This is a genomic window from Nostoc sp. ChiVER01, from assembly GCF_034531155.1.
Lineage (GTDB): Bacteria > Cyanobacteriota > Cyanobacteriia > Cyanobacteriales > Nostocaceae > Nostoc.
In genome coordinates this window covers 39,703-63,374 of sequence record NZ_JAVRBS010000034.1, presented here as the reverse complement: position 1 = coordinate 63,374, position 23,672 = coordinate 39,703, and the positions used below count along the sequence as shown (strand labels likewise).

General features: G+C 41.1%; 19 protein-coding genes. 14 read left to right on the top strand and 5 right to left on the bottom strand.

Features of this window, described 5'->3' with window-relative positions:
* Positions 1–11: 11 nt before the first annotated feature.
* Positions 12–1,202 (bottom strand): pyridoxal phosphate-dependent aminotransferase, encoded by a 1,191-nt coding sequence (locus RMY00_RS30780; RefSeq protein WP_322651157.1) that lies wholly within the window; start codon positions 1,200–1,202, stop codon positions 12–14.
* A gap of 188 nt (positions 1,203–1,390) precedes the next feature.
* On the opposite strand from RMY00_RS30780, the gene RMY00_RS30775 reads away from it, so the two are divergent.
* Both RMY00_RS30775 and ribD read left to right on the top strand, forming a co-directional pair.
* The gene (locus tag RMY00_RS30775; RefSeq protein WP_322651156.1) at positions 1,391–1,990 is read left to right on the top strand and encodes an MBL fold metallo-hydrolase; all 600 of its coding nucleotides are present in this window, start codon (positions 1,391–1,393) and stop codon (positions 1,988–1,990) included.
* Positions 1,991–2,215: 225 nt separating this feature from the next.
* The gene (gene ribD / locus RMY00_RS30770) at positions 2,216–3,439 is read left to right on the top strand and encodes a bifunctional diaminohydroxyphosphoribosylaminopyrimidine deaminase/5-amino-6-(5-phosphoribosylamino)uracil reductase RibD (RefSeq protein ID WP_322651155.1); all 1,224 of its coding nucleotides are present in this window, start codon (positions 2,216–2,218) and stop codon (positions 3,437–3,439) included.
* A gap of 29 nt (positions 3,440–3,468) precedes the next feature.
* Here the strand turns inward: ribD and RMY00_RS30765 are convergent, their stop codons facing one another.
* Complete coding sequence (locus RMY00_RS30765; RefSeq protein WP_109012126.1) at positions 3,469–3,687, bottom strand: hypothetical protein; 219 nt, start codon at positions 3,685–3,687, stop codon at positions 3,469–3,471.
* Between the two features lie 443 nt (positions 3,688–4,130).
* Entirely contained in the window at positions 4,131–5,993 is a 1,863-nt protein-coding gene (locus RMY00_RS30760; RefSeq protein ID WP_322651154.1) for a protein kinase domain-containing protein, read from the bottom strand.
* 319 nt (positions 5,994–6,312) lie between these two features.
* Between RMY00_RS30760 and RMY00_RS30755 the strand changes: the two genes are divergently transcribed.
* Positions 6,313–6,513 carry a hypothetical protein gene (locus tag RMY00_RS30755; protein ID WP_322651153.1) on the top strand — a complete coding sequence of 67 codons (201 nt, stop codon included), beginning with the start codon at positions 6,313–6,315 and terminating at the stop codon, positions 6,511–6,513.
* A gap of 282 nt (positions 6,514–6,795) precedes the next feature.
* Here RMY00_RS30755 and RMY00_RS30750 read toward each other — a convergent pair whose 3' ends face one another.
* A complete protein-coding gene (locus RMY00_RS30750) occupies positions 6,796–7,845 on the bottom strand; it encodes a hypothetical protein (RefSeq protein WP_322651152.1) in 1,050 nt (349 codons plus the stop codon).
* A gap of 478 nt (positions 7,846–8,323) precedes the next feature.
* Between RMY00_RS30750 and RMY00_RS30745 the strand changes: the two genes are divergently transcribed.
* The 3 genes from RMY00_RS30745 to RMY00_RS30735 all read left to right on the top strand — a co-directional run bounded on the left by RMY00_RS30745 (position 8,324) and on the right by RMY00_RS30735 (position 12,373).
* Positions 8,324–10,252 carry an alpha-amylase family glycosyl hydrolase gene (locus tag RMY00_RS30745; RefSeq protein ID WP_322651151.1) on the top strand — a complete coding sequence of 643 codons (1,929 nt, stop codon included), beginning with the start codon at positions 8,324–8,326 and terminating at the stop codon, positions 10,250–10,252.
* 511 nt (positions 10,253–10,763) lie between these two features.
* Positions 10,764–11,504, top strand: a complete 741-nt coding sequence (locus RMY00_RS30740; protein WP_322651150.1) for a hypothetical protein — start codon at positions 10,764–10,766, stop codon at positions 11,502–11,504.
* A gap of 134 nt (positions 11,505–11,638) precedes the next feature.
* Positions 11,639–12,373: a class I SAM-dependent methyltransferase gene (locus tag RMY00_RS30735; RefSeq protein WP_322651149.1), complete on the top strand. Its 735-nt coding sequence runs from the start codon at positions 11,639–11,641 to the stop codon at positions 12,371–12,373.
* A 158-nt stretch (positions 12,374–12,531) separates the two neighbouring features.
* Here RMY00_RS30735 and RMY00_RS30730 read toward each other — a convergent pair whose 3' ends face one another.
* Positions 12,532–12,939 carry a hypothetical protein gene (locus RMY00_RS30730; protein ID WP_322651148.1) on the bottom strand — a complete coding sequence of 136 codons (408 nt, stop codon included), beginning with the start codon at positions 12,937–12,939 and terminating at the stop codon, positions 12,532–12,534.
* A 189-nt stretch (positions 12,940–13,128) separates the two neighbouring features.
* On the opposite strand from RMY00_RS30730, the gene ppsA reads away from it, so the two are divergent.
* The 8 genes from ppsA to RMY00_RS30690 all read left to right on the top strand — a co-directional run bounded on the left by ppsA (position 13,129) and on the right by RMY00_RS30690 (position 23,366).
* Positions 13,129–15,609, top strand: a complete 2,481-nt coding sequence (gene ppsA / locus RMY00_RS30725; protein WP_322651147.1) for a phosphoenolpyruvate synthase — start codon at positions 13,129–13,131, stop codon at positions 15,607–15,609.
* A gap of 33 nt (positions 15,610–15,642) precedes the next feature.
* A complete protein-coding gene (locus RMY00_RS30720; protein ID WP_322651146.1) occupies positions 15,643–16,080 on the top strand; it encodes an element excision factor XisH family protein in 438 nt (145 codons plus the stop codon).
* Positions 16,050–16,409: a XisI protein gene (locus tag RMY00_RS30715; RefSeq protein ID WP_322651145.1), complete on the top strand. Its 360-nt coding sequence runs from the start codon at positions 16,050–16,052 to the stop codon at positions 16,407–16,409. The genes RMY00_RS30720 and RMY00_RS30715 overlap by 31 nt, the downstream gene beginning before the upstream one ends.
* 147 nt (positions 16,410–16,556) lie before the next feature.
* A complete protein-coding gene (locus tag RMY00_RS30710) occupies positions 16,557–17,108 on the top strand; it encodes a GNAT family N-acetyltransferase (RefSeq protein WP_322651144.1) in 552 nt (183 codons plus the stop codon).
* Positions 17,109–17,439: 331 nt separating this feature from the next.
* Positions 17,440–18,978 (top strand): dolichyl-phosphate-mannose--protein mannosyltransferase, encoded by a 1,539-nt coding sequence (locus RMY00_RS30705; protein ID WP_322651143.1) that lies wholly within the window; start codon positions 17,440–17,442, stop codon positions 18,976–18,978.
* Positions 18,979–19,365: 387 nt separating this feature from the next.
* On the top strand, positions 19,366–21,672 hold the full coding sequence (locus RMY00_RS30700) for an ATP-binding protein (RefSeq protein WP_322651142.1): 2,307 nt from the start codon (positions 19,366–19,368) through the stop codon (positions 21,670–21,672).
* The gene (locus tag RMY00_RS30695; protein ID WP_322651141.1) at positions 21,617–22,063 is read left to right on the top strand and encodes a response regulator; all 447 of its coding nucleotides are present in this window, start codon (positions 21,617–21,619) and stop codon (positions 22,061–22,063) included. The genes RMY00_RS30700 and RMY00_RS30695 overlap by 56 nt, the downstream gene beginning before the upstream one ends.
* Before the next feature lie 139 nt (positions 22,064–22,202).
* Positions 22,203–23,366: a hybrid sensor histidine kinase/response regulator gene (locus tag RMY00_RS30690; RefSeq protein WP_322651140.1), complete on the top strand. Its 1,164-nt coding sequence runs from the start codon at positions 22,203–22,205 to the stop codon at positions 23,364–23,366.
* Positions 23,367–23,672 lie beyond the last annotated feature (306 nt).

Here is a 23,672-nt window from a genome sequence, read left to right as displayed (position 1 = left end):
AAGAATATCTCTTACGATGTTGGTTGTAAAGTTAATTGTAGTTTAAGCAAGCGATCGCTCGCTGCTTGTAATGTCTCAGGTCTTTTGCTGAAGCAAAATCTGATCAATGAATGTCCTTTTTCTGGTTGGCTGAAAAAGCTGGAACCGGGAACCACAGCAACACCAATATCTTTAATTAGATGGTAAGTGAATTCAACATCAGTTTTGTAGCCGAATTTGGAAATATCTGCAAGAATGTAATAGGCTCCTTTGGGAACGAAATAAGGAATGCCAACTTGATCTAGAATCTGTAAAATGCTGTCTCGTTTTTGGTGATAAAGTTTGGCTAGTTCTTCATAATAGGATGGTGGTAGTTGCATGGCAGCAACTCCGGCTCGTTGCAATGGTGCAGGAGCGCCAACGGTGAGAAAATCATGGACTTTGCGAATGGCTCCTGTTAATTCGGGGTTTGCCAGAATGTAGCCGACTCGCCATCCGGTAACGCTATAAGTTTTGGATAAACCATTAATAGTAACGGTGCGTTCTTCCATACCGGGAAGGGTTGCTAGGGCTATATGTTGAGTACCATCATAGAGAATATGTTCATAAATTTCATCAGTGAACGCTAACACATCCCATTTTTGACAAAGTTCAGCAATTAGGGTGAGTTCTTCACGGGTGAAAACTTTACCTGTGGGGTTGTGGGGTGTGTTGATAATAATAGCTTTGGTATTGGCATTGAAAGCTTGACGCAACTGTGCTTCATCAAATGTCCAATCTGGGGGATGCAGTGTCACATACCGGGGTATAGCACCAGCTAAAATCGCATCGGGGCCATAGTTTTCGTAATATGGCTCAAATACAATTACTTCATCACCGGGATCAACTGTCGCTAACATCACAGATGCCATTGCTTCTGTGGAACCACAAGTGACGGTGATTTGAGTTTCGGGATTGATATCTAAGCCGAGATACCAATGGACTTTGTTGGCGATCGCATGACGAAATGGGCGATCGCCCCAAGTAATAGCATACTGGTTGACATCTGCCTCTATTGCATCATTTGCTGCCTGTTTCAATTCCAAGGGACAGGAAAAATCAGGGAACCCTTGCGCCAGATTCACCGCATCGTATTGCAGTGCCACCCGCGTCATTTCTCGAATCACCGACTCTGTAAACTGTTCTGCCTTCGCTGATATTTTTTGGCGCACAATCTCACTCATCCCTGTACCTCGGTTGATCTCTATTGCCGTTAACTGTAAATTCCTGTAAACCAGATAAAACCCATAATATCGATTAATTTATCGTAGTATACTCAAATTCCAGATTCAGAGGGAATGCAACCTTATAATCTATATACTTAATTATTGATATTAATAGTCAATTACTAAAGTACTGATCCAGAATCATCATGAAATCTTTGCACCGTCCCGATCTCTATAGCTGGTCTAATTTCAATCCGGCAAGAAATATTGATTTCAATGGGATTGCCTGGATTCGCCCAGATGGCAATATCTTGATTGACCCAGTAGCCCTATCAAACCATGATTGGAATCATCTAAAATCCCTCGGTGGTGTAGTTTGGATTGTGCTGACGAATTCCGAGCATGTCAGGGCAAGTAAAGATATTGCCGATCAAACTTATGCTAAAATAGCTGGCCCTGTTGCAGAAAAAGATACTTTCCCTATACCTTGCGATCGCTGGCTGTCTGACGGTGAAGAACTTGTCCCAGGACTAGAGGTAATTGAACTCCAAGGCTCAAAAACTCCCGGTGAATTGGCTCTATTACTGGAGGAGACAACTTTGATTACAGGAGATTTAGTCAGGGCACGTAAAGCAGGTAGTTTAACTATATTGCCAGATGACAAGCTGCTGAATCGAGAGGAGGCTGTTGCTTCTGTTCGCAGGTTAGCAGAACTGAGTCGGGTAGAAGCAGTGTTGGTGGGGGATGGTTGGCCCGTCTTCCGCGATGGACGCGATCGCTTAAAGGAACTTGTAGCGACGTTGTAAATGGTAGGGTAGCACAGCTAGCTGTGCTACCCTACAGAAGATTGTGGTTCAAATAGATAAAAAAGGCTGTAAGAATAATTGTGAATATTACACGCTGATACAAATTAAGACAGCTAAATAATAGCGCCTAGATTTGACTCTGTTTAATTATCAGGAGCAAGCGCGATTCTCCTGTGGAAAGGCTGTGCGATCGCGTGCAGAATATTTACAGTGTTGCCTAAAATTATGGATAATTCCCCAGTAATCGCTCAAGCAGATGCATCCTTAGCAAATTACACTCAGGATATACATCTAGTGGAGTCAGCAGTTGGATTGAATTCACCACCAAAGGAAAAGATCGGAAGTGACTTTGACTCTCGCATGATGCTGCGGTGTTTGGAACTTGCTCGCCGTGCTTTAGGACGGACTTCGCCAAATCCGTTAGTGGGAGCGGTGATTGTCAAGGATGGCGAGATTGTCGGCGAGGGATTTCATCCTCGTGCAGGTGAGCCTCATGCAGAAGTGTTTGCCTTGAGGGCAGCAGGCGATCGCGCTCGTGGTGCAACAATATACGTCAGCCTAGAACCTTGCAATCACTACGGACGTACTCCCCCTTGTTCAGAAGGATTGATCCAAGCAGGAGTGGCAAAAGTGGTAGTGGGTATGGTTGATCCCAATCCTCTGGTAGCTGGAGGTGGGATTGCCCGTTTACGTGCGGCGGGGATCGAGGTGTTAGTAGGAGTAGAAGAAGCAGCTTGTCATCAGCTAAATGAAGCTTTTGTGTATCGCATTCTCTACAAACGACCTTTAGGAATTTTAAAATATGCCATGACTTTAGACGGCAAAATTGCTACTACCTCTGGTCATAGCGCCTGGGTAACAAGCCAAGAAGCCCGCACTGAAGTACATCAGCTGCGGGCGGCTTGCGATGCGATAATTGTCGGCGGTAATACAGTTCGACAAGATAATCCTTACTTAACCACCCGTCAGGTGGATGCACATAATCCCCTGCGGGTGGTGATGAGTCGCCATCTCAAACTACCGGAAAATGCCCGTCTGTGGCAAACTGCGGATGCTCCAACTTTGGTGTTGACAGAGCAAGGTGCTAATCCCGACTTCCAAGAACTGTTGCTCAAGCAGGGAGTGGAGGTGGTGGAATTAACATTACTTACACCAGATAAGGCTATGGCGTACTTGTATGAGCGCGGTTTTTCTAGCGTCTTGTGGGAATGTGGTGGAACCCTAGCTGCTAGTGCGATCGCTCAAGGAGCAGTACAAAAAGTTTTGGCATTTATTGCCCCAAAAATCATTGGTGGTAACATTGCTCCCACACCTGTGGGTGATTTAGGTTTTACTACCATGACTGAGGCGTTGTCTTTAGAACGTGTTCGTTGGCGTGTAGTTGGTTCTGATTGCTTAGTGGAAGGTTATTTTCCCCAAAAGCCAATAGTCAATAGTAATAACACTTGACTATCAATTAATTTATCGTGATTTTGCTATCATGAACACTGACGTTCATGGGCAATATCACGTATAAGGGCTAGCCGAGATTGAATGTAGTGGCACAAATAATCAGTTTCGTTAGAATCTAACAACACTTGTGTTTCGGTTTGTTTCACTAACCACTGCACCAAGCTAGCATCATCCAGTTGTAAGAGGAGCTTGGCTTGGGCAGTTTCAACCACTGACCAAAGCTGACGCATGATTGTAGGAGTCATCAGACCTCAATTGAATAATTAGCTTTGCTGTCTTTAGATTACACAATTACCATCGCACTTTACGACATGAATGTAGAACTTGAGACAAGTATTATTAAAAAGTTAATAATGGTATTTATAACTTTATGAAGATTAAGAATTTGATAATTAGTTTTGAAAATGGGATTAGAAATTGGCTATTAAGTAAAATGGCATAAATAATTAAAGGTTTGTAGTAATAACTTTAGTCATAAAAGAAGGACTGAAGTCCTTACTACGCAATCGATTACAAGAATTTTACATTAGTTAACATGGCTCAATTTATTTGCACCAACTTACTTAGTTACGACTCATAATTTAACTAATGACTAATGACTAATGACTAATAACTAACTCTATTAAATCCTAAATTTGTCTTATAGGATACAAAAATCTAAATTTTGAGGACAATTTTTCCCAGGAAATTAACACCTTTTGGCTGTAGATGGACTCACAAAATCATGTAAATTTTCATCCCAAATGCTAATGTAAATAAAATCACATTGTTGGCGGATAATCTGACCCTTAACTGAGCCATTATTAAAATTAAAATTATCAGATTGACGCTGTTGTACTTGTTTGAGTCCCTGCTTTATATCTTCAGTGGCTTGCCCACCTAACATTCCATTCAAGGTAGTCTCCATTACTTGGGGGTCTACTGTTTCGGCAAAAGATACCTCAGTTTGACGTAGTACTTTAGAATTACGATCAAATAAGTAACCAAGGTCAATTTTGTTTGGCACTAGTTTGTAAACGACAGCACGGGTATTACCCCATGCGCCTCTTAAATCTCGATTTGGTTTGCCGAGGGTAGCTTCTACGATGTTTCTTGGCGTACCTGTAGGGAATGCGGGAACACTTTGCTTGCTGGTAGTGGCAGCTAATTTACTACGCGGCTTCTTCTGTGGCGTGGAACGCATTTCTGGTGTGGGAACTGGGCTGGCATTGCCCAAAGCAGGTATTGCCTGATTCTCTGGTTCTGGCTGTGGTGTGGATACTACTGGTGCTGGAGTATCTGAACTTATAGGTTCCTTTTCTGGCTGTGGTGTGAATACAACTGGGGGATTAAAGGTAGGCAAAGGATCGGGAATTACTTGCCGTTTTGGTTGTGAGGCCACTGGGACTGGAGAAGTTTGGGAAGAAACAGGCGTTTCACTAGATGCAGTAGTGGGCAAAGATTCTGGCGAGGGGGTGGGATTTGTGGCAGTGGTTGTTTCTGGTTGTGGCTGACGAGTGATGTTAGAAATTGCCATTGCACCAAGCAAACCGCCTATGAGTAAACTACCAACAATCACAGCAGGTTTTTGCCAGTTTCCACCAGAAGAAGATGGTGCGATACCTTCGGTGAGCTTCGCTAACGCAGAATTTTTTTGCGGTGAATATAAGGCTTGAGTTTGTCTCGATGTCGTGGAAAAAAAACTAACTGTGGGAGTATTTGCAATTAACTCAGTAGGTATATTACTAGCAGATTGCAAAGCGTGTAGCATTTTACTAGCGGTGCTGTAGCGATCGCCAGCATGAGGCTTAATTGCTTGATTGAGTACCTGAGCCAATTGGGAAGAGACATGAGGAGCGTGATCTTGCCAAAGTATTTCTCCAGTTTTGAGATCAGTTTGTAGTTCTTGCGGGTGTTTGCCAGTCAGCAGATAAATAGCCGTTAAGCCTAAACTGTAGATATCAGTGGCATAAACTGGGCGGCCAACGGCTTGTTCGCTAGGCATATAACCAGGTGTACCAATCACAAGCGATCGCGTGGGGTATCCTGGAGAATTCACCACTGAACGGATTGTTTCTTTGACTGCACCAAAATCAATCAAAACTGGCTTGCCATCAACAGAACGGAGAATAATATTCTCAGGCTTGATATCCCGGTGAATAATGCCTTTGCTGTGAACATAATCTAAAACTGAAAGCAGACTCAAAAGAATTTGGCGGACAGCAGTTTCACTCTCAAATGCTTTGGCTTCGACAATTTTTGTTAGGGTTTGCCCGTGAATCCATTCTTGGACGAGGTAAAACTGCCCATTCTCAGAAAAGTAGGCGTAGAGTTTCGGAATTTGGTTACTACTTTCACCCAAAAACTCCAAGGTTGCTGCTTCCCGTTCAAACCGTTGTTGGATAATTTGGTAAGTTTGCGGGTCATTATTGGTTATCGGTTTTAGTTGCTTGATTACACAACGACGGCGAGAAGGCATGTGGACATCTTCTGCCAGAAAGGTTTCGCCAAACCCACCAGCACCGATTACCTGAATAACTTGATAGCGATTGTTTAGCAGGGTTAAAGTCATGAAAAATCACAAGCGTAAACGCCGGAGACATTTTGCCTCTGGGCTTGTCGTCAGACATCGCCCTTTTCAAATGTACATCACATGAGTTAATGAGTTATGGATACTAAACCTCTTGCAAAAGTCTATCCCCTTTTCCACATCCGTGAAAAGTCAGGTTGAGCGATCGCATTTGCTTTAGAACTTACGCACAAGAGATCCCCCAACCCCGATAAATTGGGGGCTTTTAAGATTCCCCCTTTTTAAGGGGGGTTAGGGGGGATCGAGATTTCAGGTTTTCAATGCGTAAGTCCCGTGCTTGTTGAGCGACAGCATTTGCTTATTGAGCGATCACATTTGCTTGTTGAGCGACAGAATTTGCTTGTTAAGCGATCACATTTGCTTGTTGAGCGATGGCATTTACTTGTTGAGCGACAGAATTTGCTTGTTGAGCGATGGCATTTACTTGTTGAGCGACAGAATTTGCTTGTTGAGCGATCGCATTTGCTTGTTGCGTTCATCCGAAAACGAAATAGTTTATTGACCAAGGTTTTACCCCACCCTAACCCTCCCCTTTATAAGGGGAGGGAACTGGATTTTCCGGTTTCCCCCCTTTATAAGGGGGGATTAAGGGGGGTAATTAGACTTGTGTGTACACCGTAGCCTTACTAAGGAGAGGGGATTTGACTTTTGTCAAAAGCAGGGTGAAGTTAAAAACTATATTTAGATGTTATTTAATTCACATTCCTTAGTCTACTGAAGTAGACTTTAGCTTGTAGCCTTGAAGTTTAGTTCCAGGCGGGTGACAAAGCCAACCCTTTATGCGCTAAGTAAACTCTATAGTTTCAACAAACTCTAAAATACTCTCCTTAATGTCTTCAGCTTCTTCTTCAACGGAATTCGGAGTTTCGCCGTTCATAAAGCTGTGCTGACTACTAACTATATACAAAAATTCACCACTGATAAAGGTGAGCAGCCCCCGGTAAGCGTCTAATCTGATCGCAGTTCCATTATTTTCTTGCTTAGAAATCGTTGAACCTTTGGGCATATCGATTAATGCATAGTAAGCGCCTCGCAAAGTATTTTCTAAATATTCGGTATACTCCACAGAAGCATCTGGGACATTGGCAAAAATCGCCTGGGGTACATACTTGTCTACTAAAATTGTTTGTAAATATTCTTCTTGTCCAACAGACTCCAGTTCCTCTAACTGTTCTAGAGGGAAAGGATAATAATCGATTCTCAATAGAGTACCAATGTCATCAGAAAAACCAACGACTCCTTCCTGACTTTGGATTCTACCTCCCTGCTCCGGCTCAACCGGAATTGGCACAGCAAAATTACCTAAAGGAGATTGATATATCTGTTCGCTAAAATCTTCTATGACTACTGTCTCATCTTCGTCGTCTGCATATTCTTCATTTTCTGCTTCCTTAAAGGCTGCAATTACCTCCTTAATGATTTCCTCTGCTTCTTCATCTTCAAGTTCCAAGGCTGCTTGTAGCTTTTTGAGGTAAGCTTGTTTCGATTTCGGGATGGCGAGATCATCGTCTAAAAGTACTATTACCCCAGCAGCAAAACCATCTAGCACTAATTCATCTGAGAGAGATACTTTGGCGACATTAAACAAAGGCCCAATTCCCTCTTCTTCTGCAATGGAGATGAGTCTATCAACTATTTCTGTGATTTCATCTTCTGAGTATTCCTCAAAAACCTCGAATTCCCAAAGGATACCCGCTAGACTATCTGCATCAACATCTTCAATCAATGAATCAGCGATCGCAGTGACAGTTGCGATCGCTGCCACCGCTTCCTCTGGACTCAGTGATTCCTCTGATGTCTTTGGTGAGTTAAAAACCTTGTCATATTTGGTCATAAATGCTACCTGAATTAGTTCCTTGATAGTAATAACAGATTGAAAGTGACAATGGTCAGTGTACCAATGGAGCGAATCTTCTAGAGAAAAAGTTAGCTAACAGGTAGTTTACTCACTATTGGTCAGGTATAACAAAATCTTATTTACAGTTAATTTTCAAAGAGTTAAGGTCTTCTAAAATCTGTTATCGAATATACACTTAAACACAAGTTAGGCTTAATATTTACCGCAAGTCAACTTAATCAAATATTGTAAATTTTTGTTATCAAGCAGTTATCATTAATATCTGCTATATTCCTTTATTTTTATCCTCTAGCAGATGAATTACATCCATCGATAGAATTATAAACTAGCTACCGATAGATACCTATACCGTGGGACAGATGTAACAATACCAAAGTTTGTAGCGACACACAATACTCAAAACGTTGTACTGTTGGTCTACAAGTATGAATCACATTAAATTTTGAGTTCTCTTATGGTACAAACTCCTCCATCTCAGTTTTCACCAGATCAATATAAAGTTGATTCTTCACAAGAAAAAGTACAAGCTATTATAGAAACACCACCATCAGATACTGAGATTGATTTAGAGTTTCTTTACACCAGAGATATTGAATTTCGTCAGGAAACCATTTACTTTCTTGTGGTCGATCGCTTTTATGATGGCGATCCAGATAACAGCGAAGGTGCAAACTCAGAACTGTACGATCCAACTAGACAAGATTGGGGTAAGTACTGGGGTGGTGACTTGCAAGGTGTCATCGATAAATTAGATTATCTCAAAAACATGGGAGTGACAGCCATTTGGTTAACTCCACTGTTTGAGCAGGTTGAAGAGTTATTTGTTGGAAATGCCGCTCTACATGGCTATTGGACAAAAGACTTTAAGCGGATTAATCCTCGCTACATTGCTGATGGAGAAAATCCTTCTTTAAATGCTACGCAAGAAGAAAAAAATACGACTTTTGATCGGTTAGTTACAGAACTGCACAAGCGGAATATGAAGCTGGTGCTAGATATTGTCTGCAACCATAGCAGCCCTGATACTAGCGGTAGTAAAGGTGAATTGTATGATGATGGTGTTAAAATTGCTGATTTCAATGATGATGTGAATCATTGGTATCACCACTATGGCGAAGTGCAAAACTGGGAAGACGATTGGCAAGTACAGAACTGTGAACTATCTGGTTTAGCAACCTTTAATGAAAACAATACTGAATATCGTCAGTATATCAAATCAGCCATTAAACAATGGCTAGACCGGGGTGTAGATTCACTGCGGGTGGATACTGTCAAGCACATGCCTATCTGGTTTTGGCAAGAATTCACTGGTGATATGACGAATCACAAACCAGATGTATTCATTTTTGGTGAATGGATTTATAGTAATCCTACTGACGATCGCTCGGTGGAATTTGCTAACCACTCAGGCATGACACTTCTAGACTTTGGGTTGTGCGTAGCAATTCGAGCCGCACTAGCGCAAGGTTCAGAAATGGGATTCCAGACAATTCAATACATTTTTGACCAAGATTATCGCTACAAAGGGGCAACAGAACTAATTACCTTCATCGATAATCATGATATGTCCCGCTTTCAATCGCTGAACCCCGATCCAGCGATGTTGAAAGTTGCGATCGCCTTAATTATGACCTGTCGCGGTATTCCCTGTATCTATTACGGTACAGAACAATATCTGCATAACGACACCGATGGCGGTAACGATCCGTATAACCGCCCGATGATGGAAAATTGGGATACTGATAGTGAGATTTATCGTTGCATCAGACTGTTGTCTGGCTTACGGCGACTAAATCCAGCCGTGTCAATGGGTAGCCACTGGCAAAAATACTTAACAGCAGATATTTACTGTTATGTACGCCGCTATCGTGACTCTGTGTGTTTTGTAGCTTTAAACCGGGGAGGAGAAGTTACTCTACCAGAAGTAGAAACAGAATTGCCCGATGGAGAACATACTTGCGTGGTAACTCGCAACAAGTATGAGGTGAAAGACGGCAAGATTTATGATCTGGTATTAGAAGAACGCGGAGTGCTTGTTTTCAGCCACGTTGGCGAACGGATTAAAGCACAAACAATTGTGCGCGTTCAACTTAATGGTGTGCAGACTCAACCTGGTGAAATCATTGTGGTGACAGGAGATTGCCCAGAGTTGGGTAATTGGGATATCAGCAAAGCATATCCCTTAGAGTATATCAACACCAATACTTGGTCTGCTGAGATTCCCTTTGATGAGAGTACTGGTAAGCTAATTGCTTATAAATATGCCATGTGGCGGGAAGGGCGATCGCCCCTGCGCGAAAATCTCGTAAATCGCCGTTGGGTGATTGCCAAAGAAGGCACTGTAAAATGGCGTGATACCTGGGCTTCGGGAAGAGAATCGTAGAAATATCAAATAAAGTATGAAGAGTGAAGGATTAAAATTTTGATTCTTCACTTTTTATTATTTACAAATTTTAAGTAACAAAAAATACACAAATAAGCGCATAAAACTGCACTGTGCGCCATAGTGTAGTAGTTTCAATATATATTTTAGTGTCAGAATTCAGCACCCAGGAGTCAGAAGCCAGAATGGGTAAGAAATTTAATCTGATTGGAAATTTATTTTTTCTTCATTCTCAAATATTCTGTTGACTCTTTAACTATTCTGACTTCTGAATTCTGACTCCTGAATTCTTATATTTTAGTTTACAGTGATCTGGATCACACCACTTTGTGAGTTAAAATAACTAATATCAAGCAGATAAGCACCCAAAAACTGTTAAAAAGAGGGGTAAAAAGGCTTTAGCTTTTACAGGATAAAAGAATAGATGATAGCTTTATGAGCGCTAAACTCAGCAGTTTTTAATACTTAGCAACCAAGTTATCTAAAAAAAATGAGAAAAAGGTAAATGGTAATGTTCGACCTCTTACTGAAAAATCAATTAAGTGCTCCAAAAAAACTAAAATTTAAAAATGAAATTTTAGCACGGGTTCAAGGTCGAAATTCAAAAGCTTTAAATGACGAAATAAAATTTTATAAAACTGAATTGCTTCCCTATTTTATAAAGTTGAGCCAACAGAATCCTGTTTTTAGTGTTACAGAGCAATTACGGCTTTTAGTGGGTGTTTGGACACCAATCTGGTCTACAATATCGTTTCATGAAAGTTTACCACAAAGAATACAAGAGCAGTCCTTCCAAATTTTTCAGCATGATGGTTACTGTGCCAGTGTAGCTCGTTATATAATGGGAAAAGAGCAGTCTTTATCCGATAATTTTCAATCAAGATTACCAGCTTATGATTTCATGCTGATCCAAAAATATGAAGTTCAAAATGGTAAATGGTATCTTCAAAATATTGATAGATTTCAGGCTTTTACAAATAGAGAAATTCCTTTAACTTTAGAATCAGTCTACAACTGGTTTACTCATGTAGTTAACAATAAAGTCCAACTGAACGCCTCGAAAGGGGTTTCGCCTAAAGCTCTAAAATTAGAAAATATAGAAATAAATCATGCTAATGGATTTCCAAAAACACCCTTAGTAGCTTCTCAAGTGTTTGAGCATTTATATATAGATAATGACTTACGACTTGTGAAAACTCAAACAGATGCCTCACATTTACCCAGTTATACAATTGCTGTAAAGAGGCAATAAGTAAGGATAATAATTTCTGTAATCCAAACAATTTTTGTCACATGCCAAAGATAGTCCTCAATCTAAAAATAAGCATAACCAAAAATTTTACTATTTGTTAAAAAAATAGTTTATTGAATACAGATATAAATTTTATGAATGAGTGGTACAAAGAAGACCTCGCATTTATTCATGATGACGGTTTCCGTGACTTCGCTCTCAAATCCGCTCCCGGTATCTTAGAAATCTTGACTGAAAATAAAATACATAATGGACTAGTAGTTGACTTGGGTTGCGGTAGCGGCTTATGGGCGCAAGAACTCATCAAGGCTGATTATCATGTTCTCGGAGTTGATATTTCTGAGTCAATGATTAATATTGCACGACCAAGAGTGCCGGACGCCGAATTTCGAATCGATTCACTATTCAAAACAGATATTCCACCGTGTAATGCTGTCACATCGATTGGTGAATGTCTCAGCTACCTGTTTGATTCAGACAACGATCGCCAAATTCTTGTTCAACTCTTCCACCGCATATATAATGCCTTAACTCCTGGGGGTGTGTTCATTTTCGACATTGCAACAACAGGACAAGTCGCACAGGGAACCACAAGTAAAGGGTTCACTGAAGGAGATGATTGGGTAGTACTCGTTGAAAAGGAAGAGGATCAACAAATAACTTTGACTCGTCGAATTATCAGTTTCCGCAAGGTAGGGGAACACTATAGACGATCTGACGAAGTACACTACTTAAGGTTATACGAAGCGACAACTATTGAAAGTGAACTCCAGCGCGTGGGCTTTGAAGTTGAAACAATCCATAGTTATGGTGAATACCTACTGTCAAAAGGTCACGTAGCATTTATTGCACGCAAATTATGTGAATAAATATCTGAATTAAATCTAATATCTAATTTTTTTTGCTATGGTGATCCCAAAGGAATTGTTAAGTAATTGCGAGGTGTCAATCAAGTAACTTGTCGATAATTTTGTATATTAAAATACATAATTATAGAGAAATGTCTTTATAAAATGTATCTGTTTTGTTACTTATTCGGTTGGGCAATACGCGCTTCAATGTCTTCCAATGTTTGTAACAATAGACGACTTGCCTGTAATTGCCAACCCCATTTCTGAATTCTAAAAGCTAATACAGTTCCAACTATAGCAGCTAACAAACCTATAGGTTGATTTAAAGAAATTCCGAATAACAAACCCAATCCAGCAATTCCCCAAAATGGTAAAGCTGCTGCTTGTCTTTGTTCTTCCACAATTTGAGTAATCATATTAGAAGATTGCTTACTAGCAAGTAATGCCTCTTTGATTTGCCTCTGTTCAGCTGCGGACACTGACAAACCTATTTTGCGCCGTAGTTTTTCTATTTTACGAGCATCAGTGCTGTACTCTGTTAGCTCATCTTCTGCCATTTTCAGCAGTCGTTCTAGTTGTGCCATTGTGCATTGCATCCGATATTACGATACAGCTATTATCCCGAATAATTGTTATTTATAGACTATAGTTTGGCATTTAATTGCACAATACAAAATCACGCTAGTAGCTGTAATATCTAAAATTGAATATAGAAAAAATATACTAGCGCTTACGTACTAACAAACTCAGTATAAACTTAAAAGGTAATACTAATGGCTACAGTATCTAAAAGCACATTATCTCTATCTTCCCAAGAGCGATCGCTCATCTTGTGGTTTGATGAAGTTGGTATTGCTGATATCCCCGTAGTTGGTGGTAAAAATGCCTCATTGGGCGAAATGATTCAACAGCTAACGCCCAAAGGTATTAATGTTCCTACTGGATTCGCCACTACTGCTTACGCTTATCGTTATTTCATCAAATCAGCAGGTTTAGAAGCAAAACTACGCAAACTCTTTGCTGACTTGGATGTTGAAGATGTCAAAAATTTACGAGAACGGGGGAAAAAAGCGCGATCGCTATTAATCCACACTCCATTTCCTGTAGAATTGCGAGAGGCGATCGCTACAGCATACCAAAGTCTTTGTGAACGATACAACGCAGAGACAGATGTTGCAGTCCGTTCTAGCGCCACCGCCGAAGACCTTCCAGATGCTAGTTTTGCTGGACAGCAGGAAACTTACCTCAACGTTGTCGGCGTTGAAGGAGTTTTAGCAGCTTGTCACAAGTGCTTTGCTTCCATATTTACCGATCGCGCCATTTCTTATCGTCACACCAAAGGATTTGATCACTTTAGCATTGCTCTGGCTGTGGGTGTGCAAAAAATGGTGCGCTCAGACTTAGCAACCTCTGGGGTGATGTTCTCCATTGATACAGAAACCGGATTTAAGGATGCTGCACTGATTACAGCCGCCTACGGTTTAGGCGAAAACGTTGTCCAAGGGTCTGTAAATCCTGATGAATATTATGTTTTTAAACCAACTTTAAAAGCTGGTTTCCGCCCAATTATTGATAAAAAATTGGGTAGTAAAGAACTAAAAATGATTTATGATGACGGCTCAAAATTTACGAAAAATGTTTCTGTTCCGCCCAGAGAAAGAGGTAAATTTGCCCTAAATGATGAAGAGATTTTACAACTAGCAAATTGGGCATGTTTAATTGAAGACCATTATTCCCAAGTCCACGGTATTTCCACTCCAATGGATATCGAGTGGGCAAAAGATGGAATTACTAATCAACTTTTTATTGTGCAAGCGCGTCCCGAAACCGTGCAGTCGCAGAAGACGGGAAATGTGTTGCGGAGTTATCGGTTGGTATTGGGGAATAAGGAATGGGGAATAGGAAATGGGGAAAAATCTTCCCAATCCCCACTCCCCCTTGTTACCGGACGCGCGATTGGGGAAGCGATTAGTCAAGGGAAAGCCCGCCTAATTTTAGATGTTCAGAAACTCGAACAGTTCCAAGTTGGGGAAGTTTTGGTGACAGAGAGAACTGACCCCGATTGGGAACCAATTATGAAACGCGCCAGTGCAATTGTTACTAATTCTGGTGGTAGGACATGCCATGCAGCAATTATTGCGCGAGAATTGGGTGTACCTGCGATCGTGGGATGCGGCAATGCTACAGAAATTTTAAAACCTGGTCAAGAGGTAACAATTTCTTGTGCTGAAGGGGAAGAAGGAAAAGTTTATGCAGGCTTATTACCTTTTGAAGTAGAAGAAGTTCCTTTAGAAAACTTACCCCGTACCCACACTCAAATTTTAATGAATGTGGGTAATCCTCAAGAAGCATTGAGTTTATCGGTAATACCTAACGATGGGGTAGGTTTAGCACGCACAGAATTTATCATCGCTAACCAAATTCAAATTCATCCAATGGCATTGATTCACTATGATTTATTAAAAGATGAATTTGCCAAAGCTAAAATTGCTGAAATTACTGCACTTTACGACGATAAACCCCAGTATTTTGTAGATAGATTAGCCCAAGGCATTGGTAGAATTGCGGCGGCATTTTATCCCAAGCCAGTAATTGTGCGAATGTCAGATTTCAAAAGTAATGAATATGCCAATTTGTTAGGTGGACGACAGTTTGAACCCCACGAAGAAAACCCGATGCTGGGTTGGCGGGGGGCAGCGCGTTACTATGATGAAGGCTACAGAGAAGCTTTTGCCCTAGAATGTGATGCTATCAAGCGGGTACGGGAAGAAATGGGTTTGACAAATGTTATCCCGATGATTCCGTTTTGTCGTACTCCCGATGAAGGGCGGTTGGTTTTAGCAGAGATGGCAAAAAATGGTTTAAAGCAGGGTGTTAACGGCTTGCAGGTTTATGTGATGTGCGAGTTGCCTAGTAATGTTATTCTGGCTGAGGAATTTGCTGAGGTATTTGATGGCTTCTCGATTGGTTCTAATGATTTAACTCAGTTGACATTGGGGATAGATAGAGATTCGGCGTTGGTAGCCAGATTGTTTGATGAACGCAGTCCAGCTGTGAAAGGAATGGTAAAAATGGTCATAGAAACAGCGAAAAAATGCGATCGCAAAATCGGCATTTGTGGACAAGCACCCAGCGACTATCCAGAATTTGCCCAGTTTTTGGTCGAACAAGGAATTGACTCGATTAGTCTCAATCCAGATTCGGTTTTAAAGACAATGCTGGAAGTGGCAAAAGTCGAGAGTAGTAATTCGTAATTCGTAATTCGTAATTCGTAATTTGAGTAATTTATGCCAGCTAAAGACCGCTACCATCAGAACGTCAAAAATGCCCTAATCAAAGATGGCTGGGGGATTACCGACGATCCATTTCATTTGAAGTGGGGAAAAAAGGATCTTTACGTGGATTTGGCAGCCGAAAAATTGCTCATCGCCGAAAAAGGAACGCAGAAGATTGCTGTAGAAATCAAAACCTTCAGTGGTGACTCAGAAGTAGCAGACCTAGAACAGGCGATTGGTCAGTACTTTACCTACCTTGCTGTAATGTCCCGCAATTATCCAGATAGGGTTTTGTATATCGCTGTTCATGAGGATGTTTTTACTGATATTTTTGAGGAAGAGCCGCTTGGTAAACTTATATTGGAAGACTACAAAATTCCTCTGATCGTTTTTAATGCAAAGCAAGAGGTTATTGTCCGATGGCTAATCTGGAGCAATACAGGCAGCTAATTTGCAGCATTCTTACTGAACATACAAAGATTCCTTACTCTTACGGCAATATTCAGCATGAAACTATTTTTGATAAAGAACAGGATCGATATTTGGTAATGATTCTTGGTCGAGAGCCAGTGCCAGAACTCTCTCCAACTGCAACGCGTCGTGTTCACGGCTGTCTAATTCACATAGATATTATAGATGACAAAATTTGGATTCAACGTGATGGCACTGAAGAGGGGTTAGCAACGGAACTAGTTAAGGCTGGTGTGCCGAAGGATCGGATTGTATTAGGATTTCGGTCTGAAGAACTGCGGAAAAATTCAGAATTTGCGATTGCATAGCCAACGGTAGTTAAACTTCTGGATAATTGCCTATAGGATAGCGATCGCCATATTTTGTTTGTGTAACTCTCTAGAAAACTTTTGACTGCTCAACCATAAGTATCTTAGTATTTTGCAGAATGGCAATTTAGTTTAGCCAAAAGCAAAATGACAAATCTTTTGGAAACCGAACGCTTGCTCATTCGCAGTTGGATACCCGAAAGCGATGCCGAACAAGCGTTTGCAATTTATAATGACCCTGAAGTTACGCACTTTCTTGGTAAATCTTCTCGCCCCGCAAGTGTTGAGTCACAGCGTCAGCGCTTGATTGAAGGTATAGAGCGAATGCATCAACGCAATAATGGTACTGGATCTTGGGCAATTGTTGAAAAGGAAAGTACAACAATTGTGGGAACTATCCTTCTCAAACAATTGCCCGACAAAGATGGTTTAACTACTCAAGATTATGAGGTAGGCTGGCACTTACGGCGAGCTTCTTGGGGTAAAGGGTATGCAACGGAAGCAGGACGAGTTATGCTCAACTACGGATTTAGTGTTTTGACCTTGCCAGTGATTTATGCCGTAGTGAAGCCAGAAAATCATGCCTCAATCCGTGTAACAGAACGATTGGGTATGAAACCAGTGGGGCGAACAAACAAGTATTACGGTATTGAACTACTCCTGTTTCAACTAGATGCACTTGAAGAATGGAGGGAGTAACAAGGGAGCAGTTCTTGAGTAGAGGGTAGGAGGGCAAAGCAGTGGAGTTCAAAGACTCGTCGGTGAGTATCAAAGACTCATTCACGAGTATTAAAGACTCATTCACGAGTATCAAAGACTCGTCAGCGAGTATTAAAGACTCATTCACGAGTATCAAAGACTCGTCGGCGAGTATTAAAGACTCATTCATGAGTATCAAAGACTCGTCAGCGAGTATTAAAGACTCATCGGCGAGTATCAAAGACTCATCGGCGAGTATCAAAGGCTCATTGTCTATTCCCTATGCCCAATGCCCAATCCCCCATGCCCAATGACAAATGACAAATGACAAATGACTAAAAAATGGTTCCGAATTGGAATGGTGAGTGTATTTCTTTTCTCACTCGCCTTAAGGTTTTGGGGGCTGGAGCGATTCAACACTCTAGTATTTGATGAAGTTTACTTTGCAAAATTTGGTAATAATTATCTCACGCATACGCCATTTTTTAATGCTCATCCGCCGTTGAGTCAATATATGATCGGCATCGGCATTTGGATTGGCAGTCACATTCCTTTTTGGCACGATACAGTAAATGGATTGACAGGATCATTGCGATCGCCTTGGACTTATCGCTGGTTCAATGCCCTGACTGGCTCATTTATCCCTTTAGTTGTAGCTGCGATCGCTTATCAATTGAGTTATCGGCGTAGCTTTGCTCTGCTTGCAGGTTTCTTCACAGCTTGTGATGGCATCTTTCTAGTTGAATCTCGCTATGCTTTAAGTAATATTTATATTGTCATTTTCGGTTTGTTAGGACACTGGTTTTTATTATTGGCATTAGATAATCAAAATCGGCGACGTTCTTTTTGGTTAGTTTTTGCTGGCATTGCTTTTGGTGCGTCAGTCGGTACTAAGTGGAACGGTTTATGGTTCCTTTCAGGTGCTTATATCATTTGGATAGTAGCTTGGATAATTGATTTAATATATTCTTTTCTTAACTCAAAACTCTTTTTTACATCTTCTTCATTAAAGGACGCAGGAGACAGGGAGAGTAGAGGATCTGGGGAAGCTGGGGAGGTAGGAGTTAGTACTTATTCTCCTTCATCCCCCTCATCTCAAACACCACTACAAAACCTAACTCAGCTAAATATTTTTCAGATGCTGTTTTATCTAGGAATTATCCCAGCTTTGATTTACAGCCTCATCTGGATTCCTCACCTTCAATTAGATAAAACTTATGGATTTATTGCAGTACATCAGCAAATTTTAAAGTTTCATTTACATCTAGGTGGTAATAGTCCTAACGTGCATCCTTATTGTGCTGCCTGGTACAAATGGCCGTTGATGACTCGACCAATGGCATATTATTATCAAACGGCTGAAAGTACCACCGAACCTTTACCTGTGATGGGCCCGCCTTTGCCTGCTGGTGCTGGACAAGTTATTTATGATGTCCATGCAATGGGCAATCCATTTTTGTGGTGGTTTGGTGTTGCTGCTATGTTGTTTTTAGTAGGAATGCTGGTGTCACAACCCGTAATTTTTTGGCTGAAAGAAAAGCGTTTTTCAGTACCTGAAACTCTTAGTGTTGATACTTGGATTGCCTTATATCTAGTTATAAATTACGCTGCCAATTTATTACCTTGGGTGGAGGTGACAAGGTGCGTTTTTATCTATCATTACATGTGTGCAGTAGTATTTGTATTTTTAGCGATCGCTTGGTTTGTCGATCAGTGCCTTCGCAGTTATTATCAACAACTCCGGGCGCTAGGTGTCACCATTACTTTTATCATTCTCGCTGCTTTTATTTTCTGGATGCCCATTTATTTGGGTTTACCCCTCTCACCTCACGATTATAAGCTGCGAATGTGGTTCAACTCTTGGATTTGATTGAAGAAGAATTCAGGAGTCTGAATTCAGAAGTCAGAATCAAGATGCTCGATGTGATCGCTGTGTTATTCGCCATTTATACGAACTCAATTCTGAATTCTGGCTCCTGACTCCTGAATTCTATATCTTAACATAGCTACACATATACAGAATTGTTTAATCAGATATTTTTTACATTTCTTATCGCTATGTAACTTTAACGGCTGTTAGACTTTTAAAGCGCAAGCAGATGAGACTAAGGCTGCAAAACGCAACATTAGGGCATGGGAAATTAGATACTAAGTAAAAGTGATGAATTAAAAAATTTATAATTTCTTTATATTCATCAGTCTTCGTTATTATAGATACTCTAGTTTTGATGCTCCCAGACAACAGAGGAGGATCGTCATGGAAATAAATTTACAATTCCCAGGTATTAATTTAATTAGCTTGAAAGAGGCACCGATTCATATTTCTAGCCAAATTCAGCCTCATGGTGTCCTGTTAGTCTTAGAGGAGCCTGAGCTAAAAATATTACAAGTTAGCACTAACACATTAAAGATTTTCGGAATTACTCCCGAAAATATGTTGCACAAAAAATTAGAAGATTTACTAGACCCCTTTCAAATAGAGAGAATTAAAACAGGGCTATCCGGTGAAAATCTTGATTTCATCAATCCCACCAAAGTTTGGGTGCGAAAAAAAGGTGATGAATACGTAGTATTTGATGCAGTATTTCACCGTAATACCGAAGGATTTTTAATCCTAGAGTTAGAACCTGCTCTTACTCAAGAAAATATTCCGTTTTTAAGCTTTTATCATCTAGCTAGAGCCTCTATAAATCAACTAGAAAAAACAGCAAATCTCCGGGACTTTTGTCAAGTTATCGTTCAAGAAGTTCGGAAAATAACGGAATTTGACAGAGTAATGCTATATAAATTCGATGATGATGGGCATGGTTCCGTTATCGCTGAAGAAAAACTAGAAAGCCTAGAACCTTACTTAGGGTTGCATTACCCAGAGTCAGATATTCCCAAACCAGCGAGAAAATTATTTGCGGCCAATTCGATCCGAATCATCCCGGATGCTTATTCTCAGCCAGTAAAACTTTTCCCCGCCAATAATCCAATTAGCGATCGCCCGATTAATTTAACCAACTCCATTCTTAGAAGTGCTGCTTCCTGCCATACAGAGTACTTGCATAATATGGGTGTTGGTGCTTCACTTACTATCTCTTTAATTAAAGACCAAAAACTCTGGGGACTAATTGCTTGTCACCATCAATCCCCTAAATATGTTTCCTACGAATTACGGAAAGCTTGCGAATTTTTGGGACGAGTAATATTTGCAGAAATCTCAGCCAGAGAAGAAACCCAAGACTACTATCACCGGATAAATTTGACACACCTTCAATCAATCTTGATTGAATATATGTCTCAAGAAGAAAACTTTATTGATGGTTTAGTTAAAAATCCGCAGCATCTTTTAGATTTTGGTAACGCTCAAGGCGCAGCCGTGTGTTTTGGGGGAAATTGCACGGTAGTTGGTGAAACGCCTAGAGAAGAAGACCTGAATTTTTTAGTTCAATGGCTCAAGAATAATGTTGAGGAAGAAGTATTCTGTACAGATTCCCTACCACAAATTTATCCAGATGCCGAAGGTTTTAAAAATGTTGCCAGTGGTTTGTTAGCAATTCCCATTGCCAAGCGCAATTATGTTCTGTGGTTCCGGCCAGAAGTAATTCAAACTGTAAATTGGGGTGGCGATCCTACTAAGGCGTTTGAAGTTAACCAGTCAGAAGGAAATGTTCGTCTGTGTCCACGCAAATCATTTGAACTGTGGAAAGAAACGGTTCGCTTAACATCTTTACCTTGGAAAGATGTAGAAGTTAAAGCAGCATTGGAACTGCGGAAAGCAATTGTTAATATTGTGCTGCGTCAAGCCGATGAACTAGCCCAGTTAGCACAAGATTTAGAACGTTCTAACGCCGAATTGAAAAAGTTTGCCTACGTCGCCTCCCATGACTTGCAAGAACCGCTCAATCAAGTTGTGAATTACGTGCAACTATTAGAGATGCGCTATAGCGAAGAACTTGACGAAGATGCCCAGGAGTTTATTAGCTACGCTGTGCAGGGAGTTAGCCTCATGCAGACGTTGATTGATGATGTGCTGGCATACTCGAAAGTGGATATGCAGGCGATCGCATTTCAAATGAACGATGTAGAGACATCCTTAATGCGGGGGTTGGGCAATTTGCGTCAACGCATTAATGAAACTGGGGCTACTATCACCCACGATCCCTTACCAGTAGTCATGGCTGACAGCACCCAACTGATGCAGCTATTCCAAAACCTCATCGGTAACGCCATCAAGTTCCACAGTGACCAGCCGCCACAAATCCATGTGGGAGCAGAAAGAATAGAAGATGCATGGTTGTTCTCAGTTCGGGATAATGGAATTGGCATTGACCCAAAATTTAGCGATCGCATTTTCGTCATTTTTCAGCGCTTACACACGCGGGATGAATATACTGGTACAGGTATGGGTTTAGCCATCTGTAAGAAGATTGTCGAATGTCACCGGGGGCGGATCTGGGTAGAGTCAGAACTAGGTGAAGGCGCAACCTTCTACTTTACGATTCCAGTTGGAGGACGCGAACTTGAGCGTAGAAACGGGAGAAAAACACAAAACCATCTTTTTGGTCGAGGACAATAAAGCTGACATTCGCTTAATCCAGGAAGCGTTGAAAAATAGTTCAGTACCCTACCAAGTGGTAACGGTTAGGGATGGCATAGATGCTATGGCTTATTTACGCCAAGAAGGTGAATATGCTGATGCATCACGCCCTGACCTCATTCTATTGGATTTGAATTTGCCTAAAAAAGATGGTCGAGAAGTGCTGGCGGAAATTAAAGCTGACCCAGCACTAAAACGCATTCCAGTTGTTGTGTTAACAACCTCAAAAAATGAGGATGACATTTTTCACAGCTACGATTTACATGTGAATTGCTATATCACTAAATCTCGCAACCTTAACCAGCTATTCCAAATCGTCAAGAGTATTGAAGATTTTTGGCTCTCTACTGTGACGCTACCATCGGAGTGAGGGAAGAGGGCAGGGGGCAGGGAGCAGGGAGCAGGGAGAGATAAGGGGACAAGGGGACAAGGGGACAAGGGGACAAATGACAAATGACTAATGATTAATTACAAGATAGAGGAGCAATAGGGGGTGAAACCCGAAGATTATGGTTGTGAGCTACTCAGTAAAAATCTTGTTAATTGAGGATAACCTAGCTTCTGCTAGATTGTTACAAGAGTTTCTGACACAAGCGCAGTCCCAAGAGTTTACTCTGGTTCATGTGACGCGATTGGGGGAGGCACTTCAGGAACTAAGTCAATGTAATTATGATGTGATTTTATTAGATTTAACTTTACCTGACAGCCAAGGATTGTCATCTCTACCTCCTCTAATAGGTCAAGCGCCAAGTATACCGATTGTTGTTTTAACAAATACAAATGATGAAGAACTGGCAATTGAAGCAGTGCGACAGGGGGCGCAAGATTATCTAGTCAAGCGCCAGGTAAATGTAGATGTGTTAGTGCGATCGCTACGTTATGCGATCGAGCGTAAGCAGGTTTTAGAATCATTACGCACAGTCAATGAAACGTTACAAACCCGGGTTGAAGAACGAACTGCTGAACTGGTAAAAGCCAATGAACTTAACCAGTTCAAATCTGAATTTGTCTCGATGCTCTCCCATGACATTCGCAATCCCCTAAATACTATTCTCTTGGCTGCTGGTTTGCTACAAAACCAAGATGAAAGATTGACCAAAGAGAAAAAACTGAATCATTTACAAATGATTCGCTCGGCGATCAAAAACATGGCAAAGCTATTGGATGAAGTTACATTCATTGGCAAAGCTGATTCCGGTAGGCTAGGGTATGACCTCATCTGCTTGGATTTAGAAGCTTTTTGCCGCCAAATGGTCGAAGAAGTTCGATTGCTTGCAAATGAGAAGCATTTAACTTTAGTATTCGCCAGTTTTGGGCAATTACACGAAACACTATGGGATGAAAGCTTACTGCGGCACATTTTGGGCAATTTACTTAGCAATGCTATTAAGTATTCATTACCGGGCGGCATAGTGCGTTTTGAATTAATTGGTCAGGAAAAAGCAATAATTTTCCGAGTTCAAGATTGGGGAATTGGCATTCCTCAAGAAAACCAAAAACGACTGTTTCAGCCTTTCCAACGTGCGGACAATGTTGGAACCATCCCTGGTACTGGCTTGGGTCTAGCGATCGCCAAAAAATGTGTCGATGCACAGGGAGGCGAGATTGTAGTCAATAGTCAAGTTGGAGTCGGTACAACTTTTACCGTTACCCTTCCTTTACTAGAAGTTTAAACGGTTACAGCAATTTTCACATCTGGGGAATACAAAATCATTAGACCTCTTGGCAAAAGTGCTTTTTGCACTCTTGGGGAAAAGGACGATACAGAACTTTTTCCCCTTCCCCTTTTCCCGACTTATGCAAGAAGTCTATTGTTCAATACGGTTCAGTTAAGAATTTCTTTCTTCTCTCTGCGTCCTTGGCGTTCTTGGCGGTAGCCTGCGGCAAGCCGTTCGCGTAGCGTCTCGTAGAGAAGCGTCTACGTTAAAAAAATTCACTTCAATAAGCAGTTTTAGCCTTAACTGAACCGTATTGGTCTA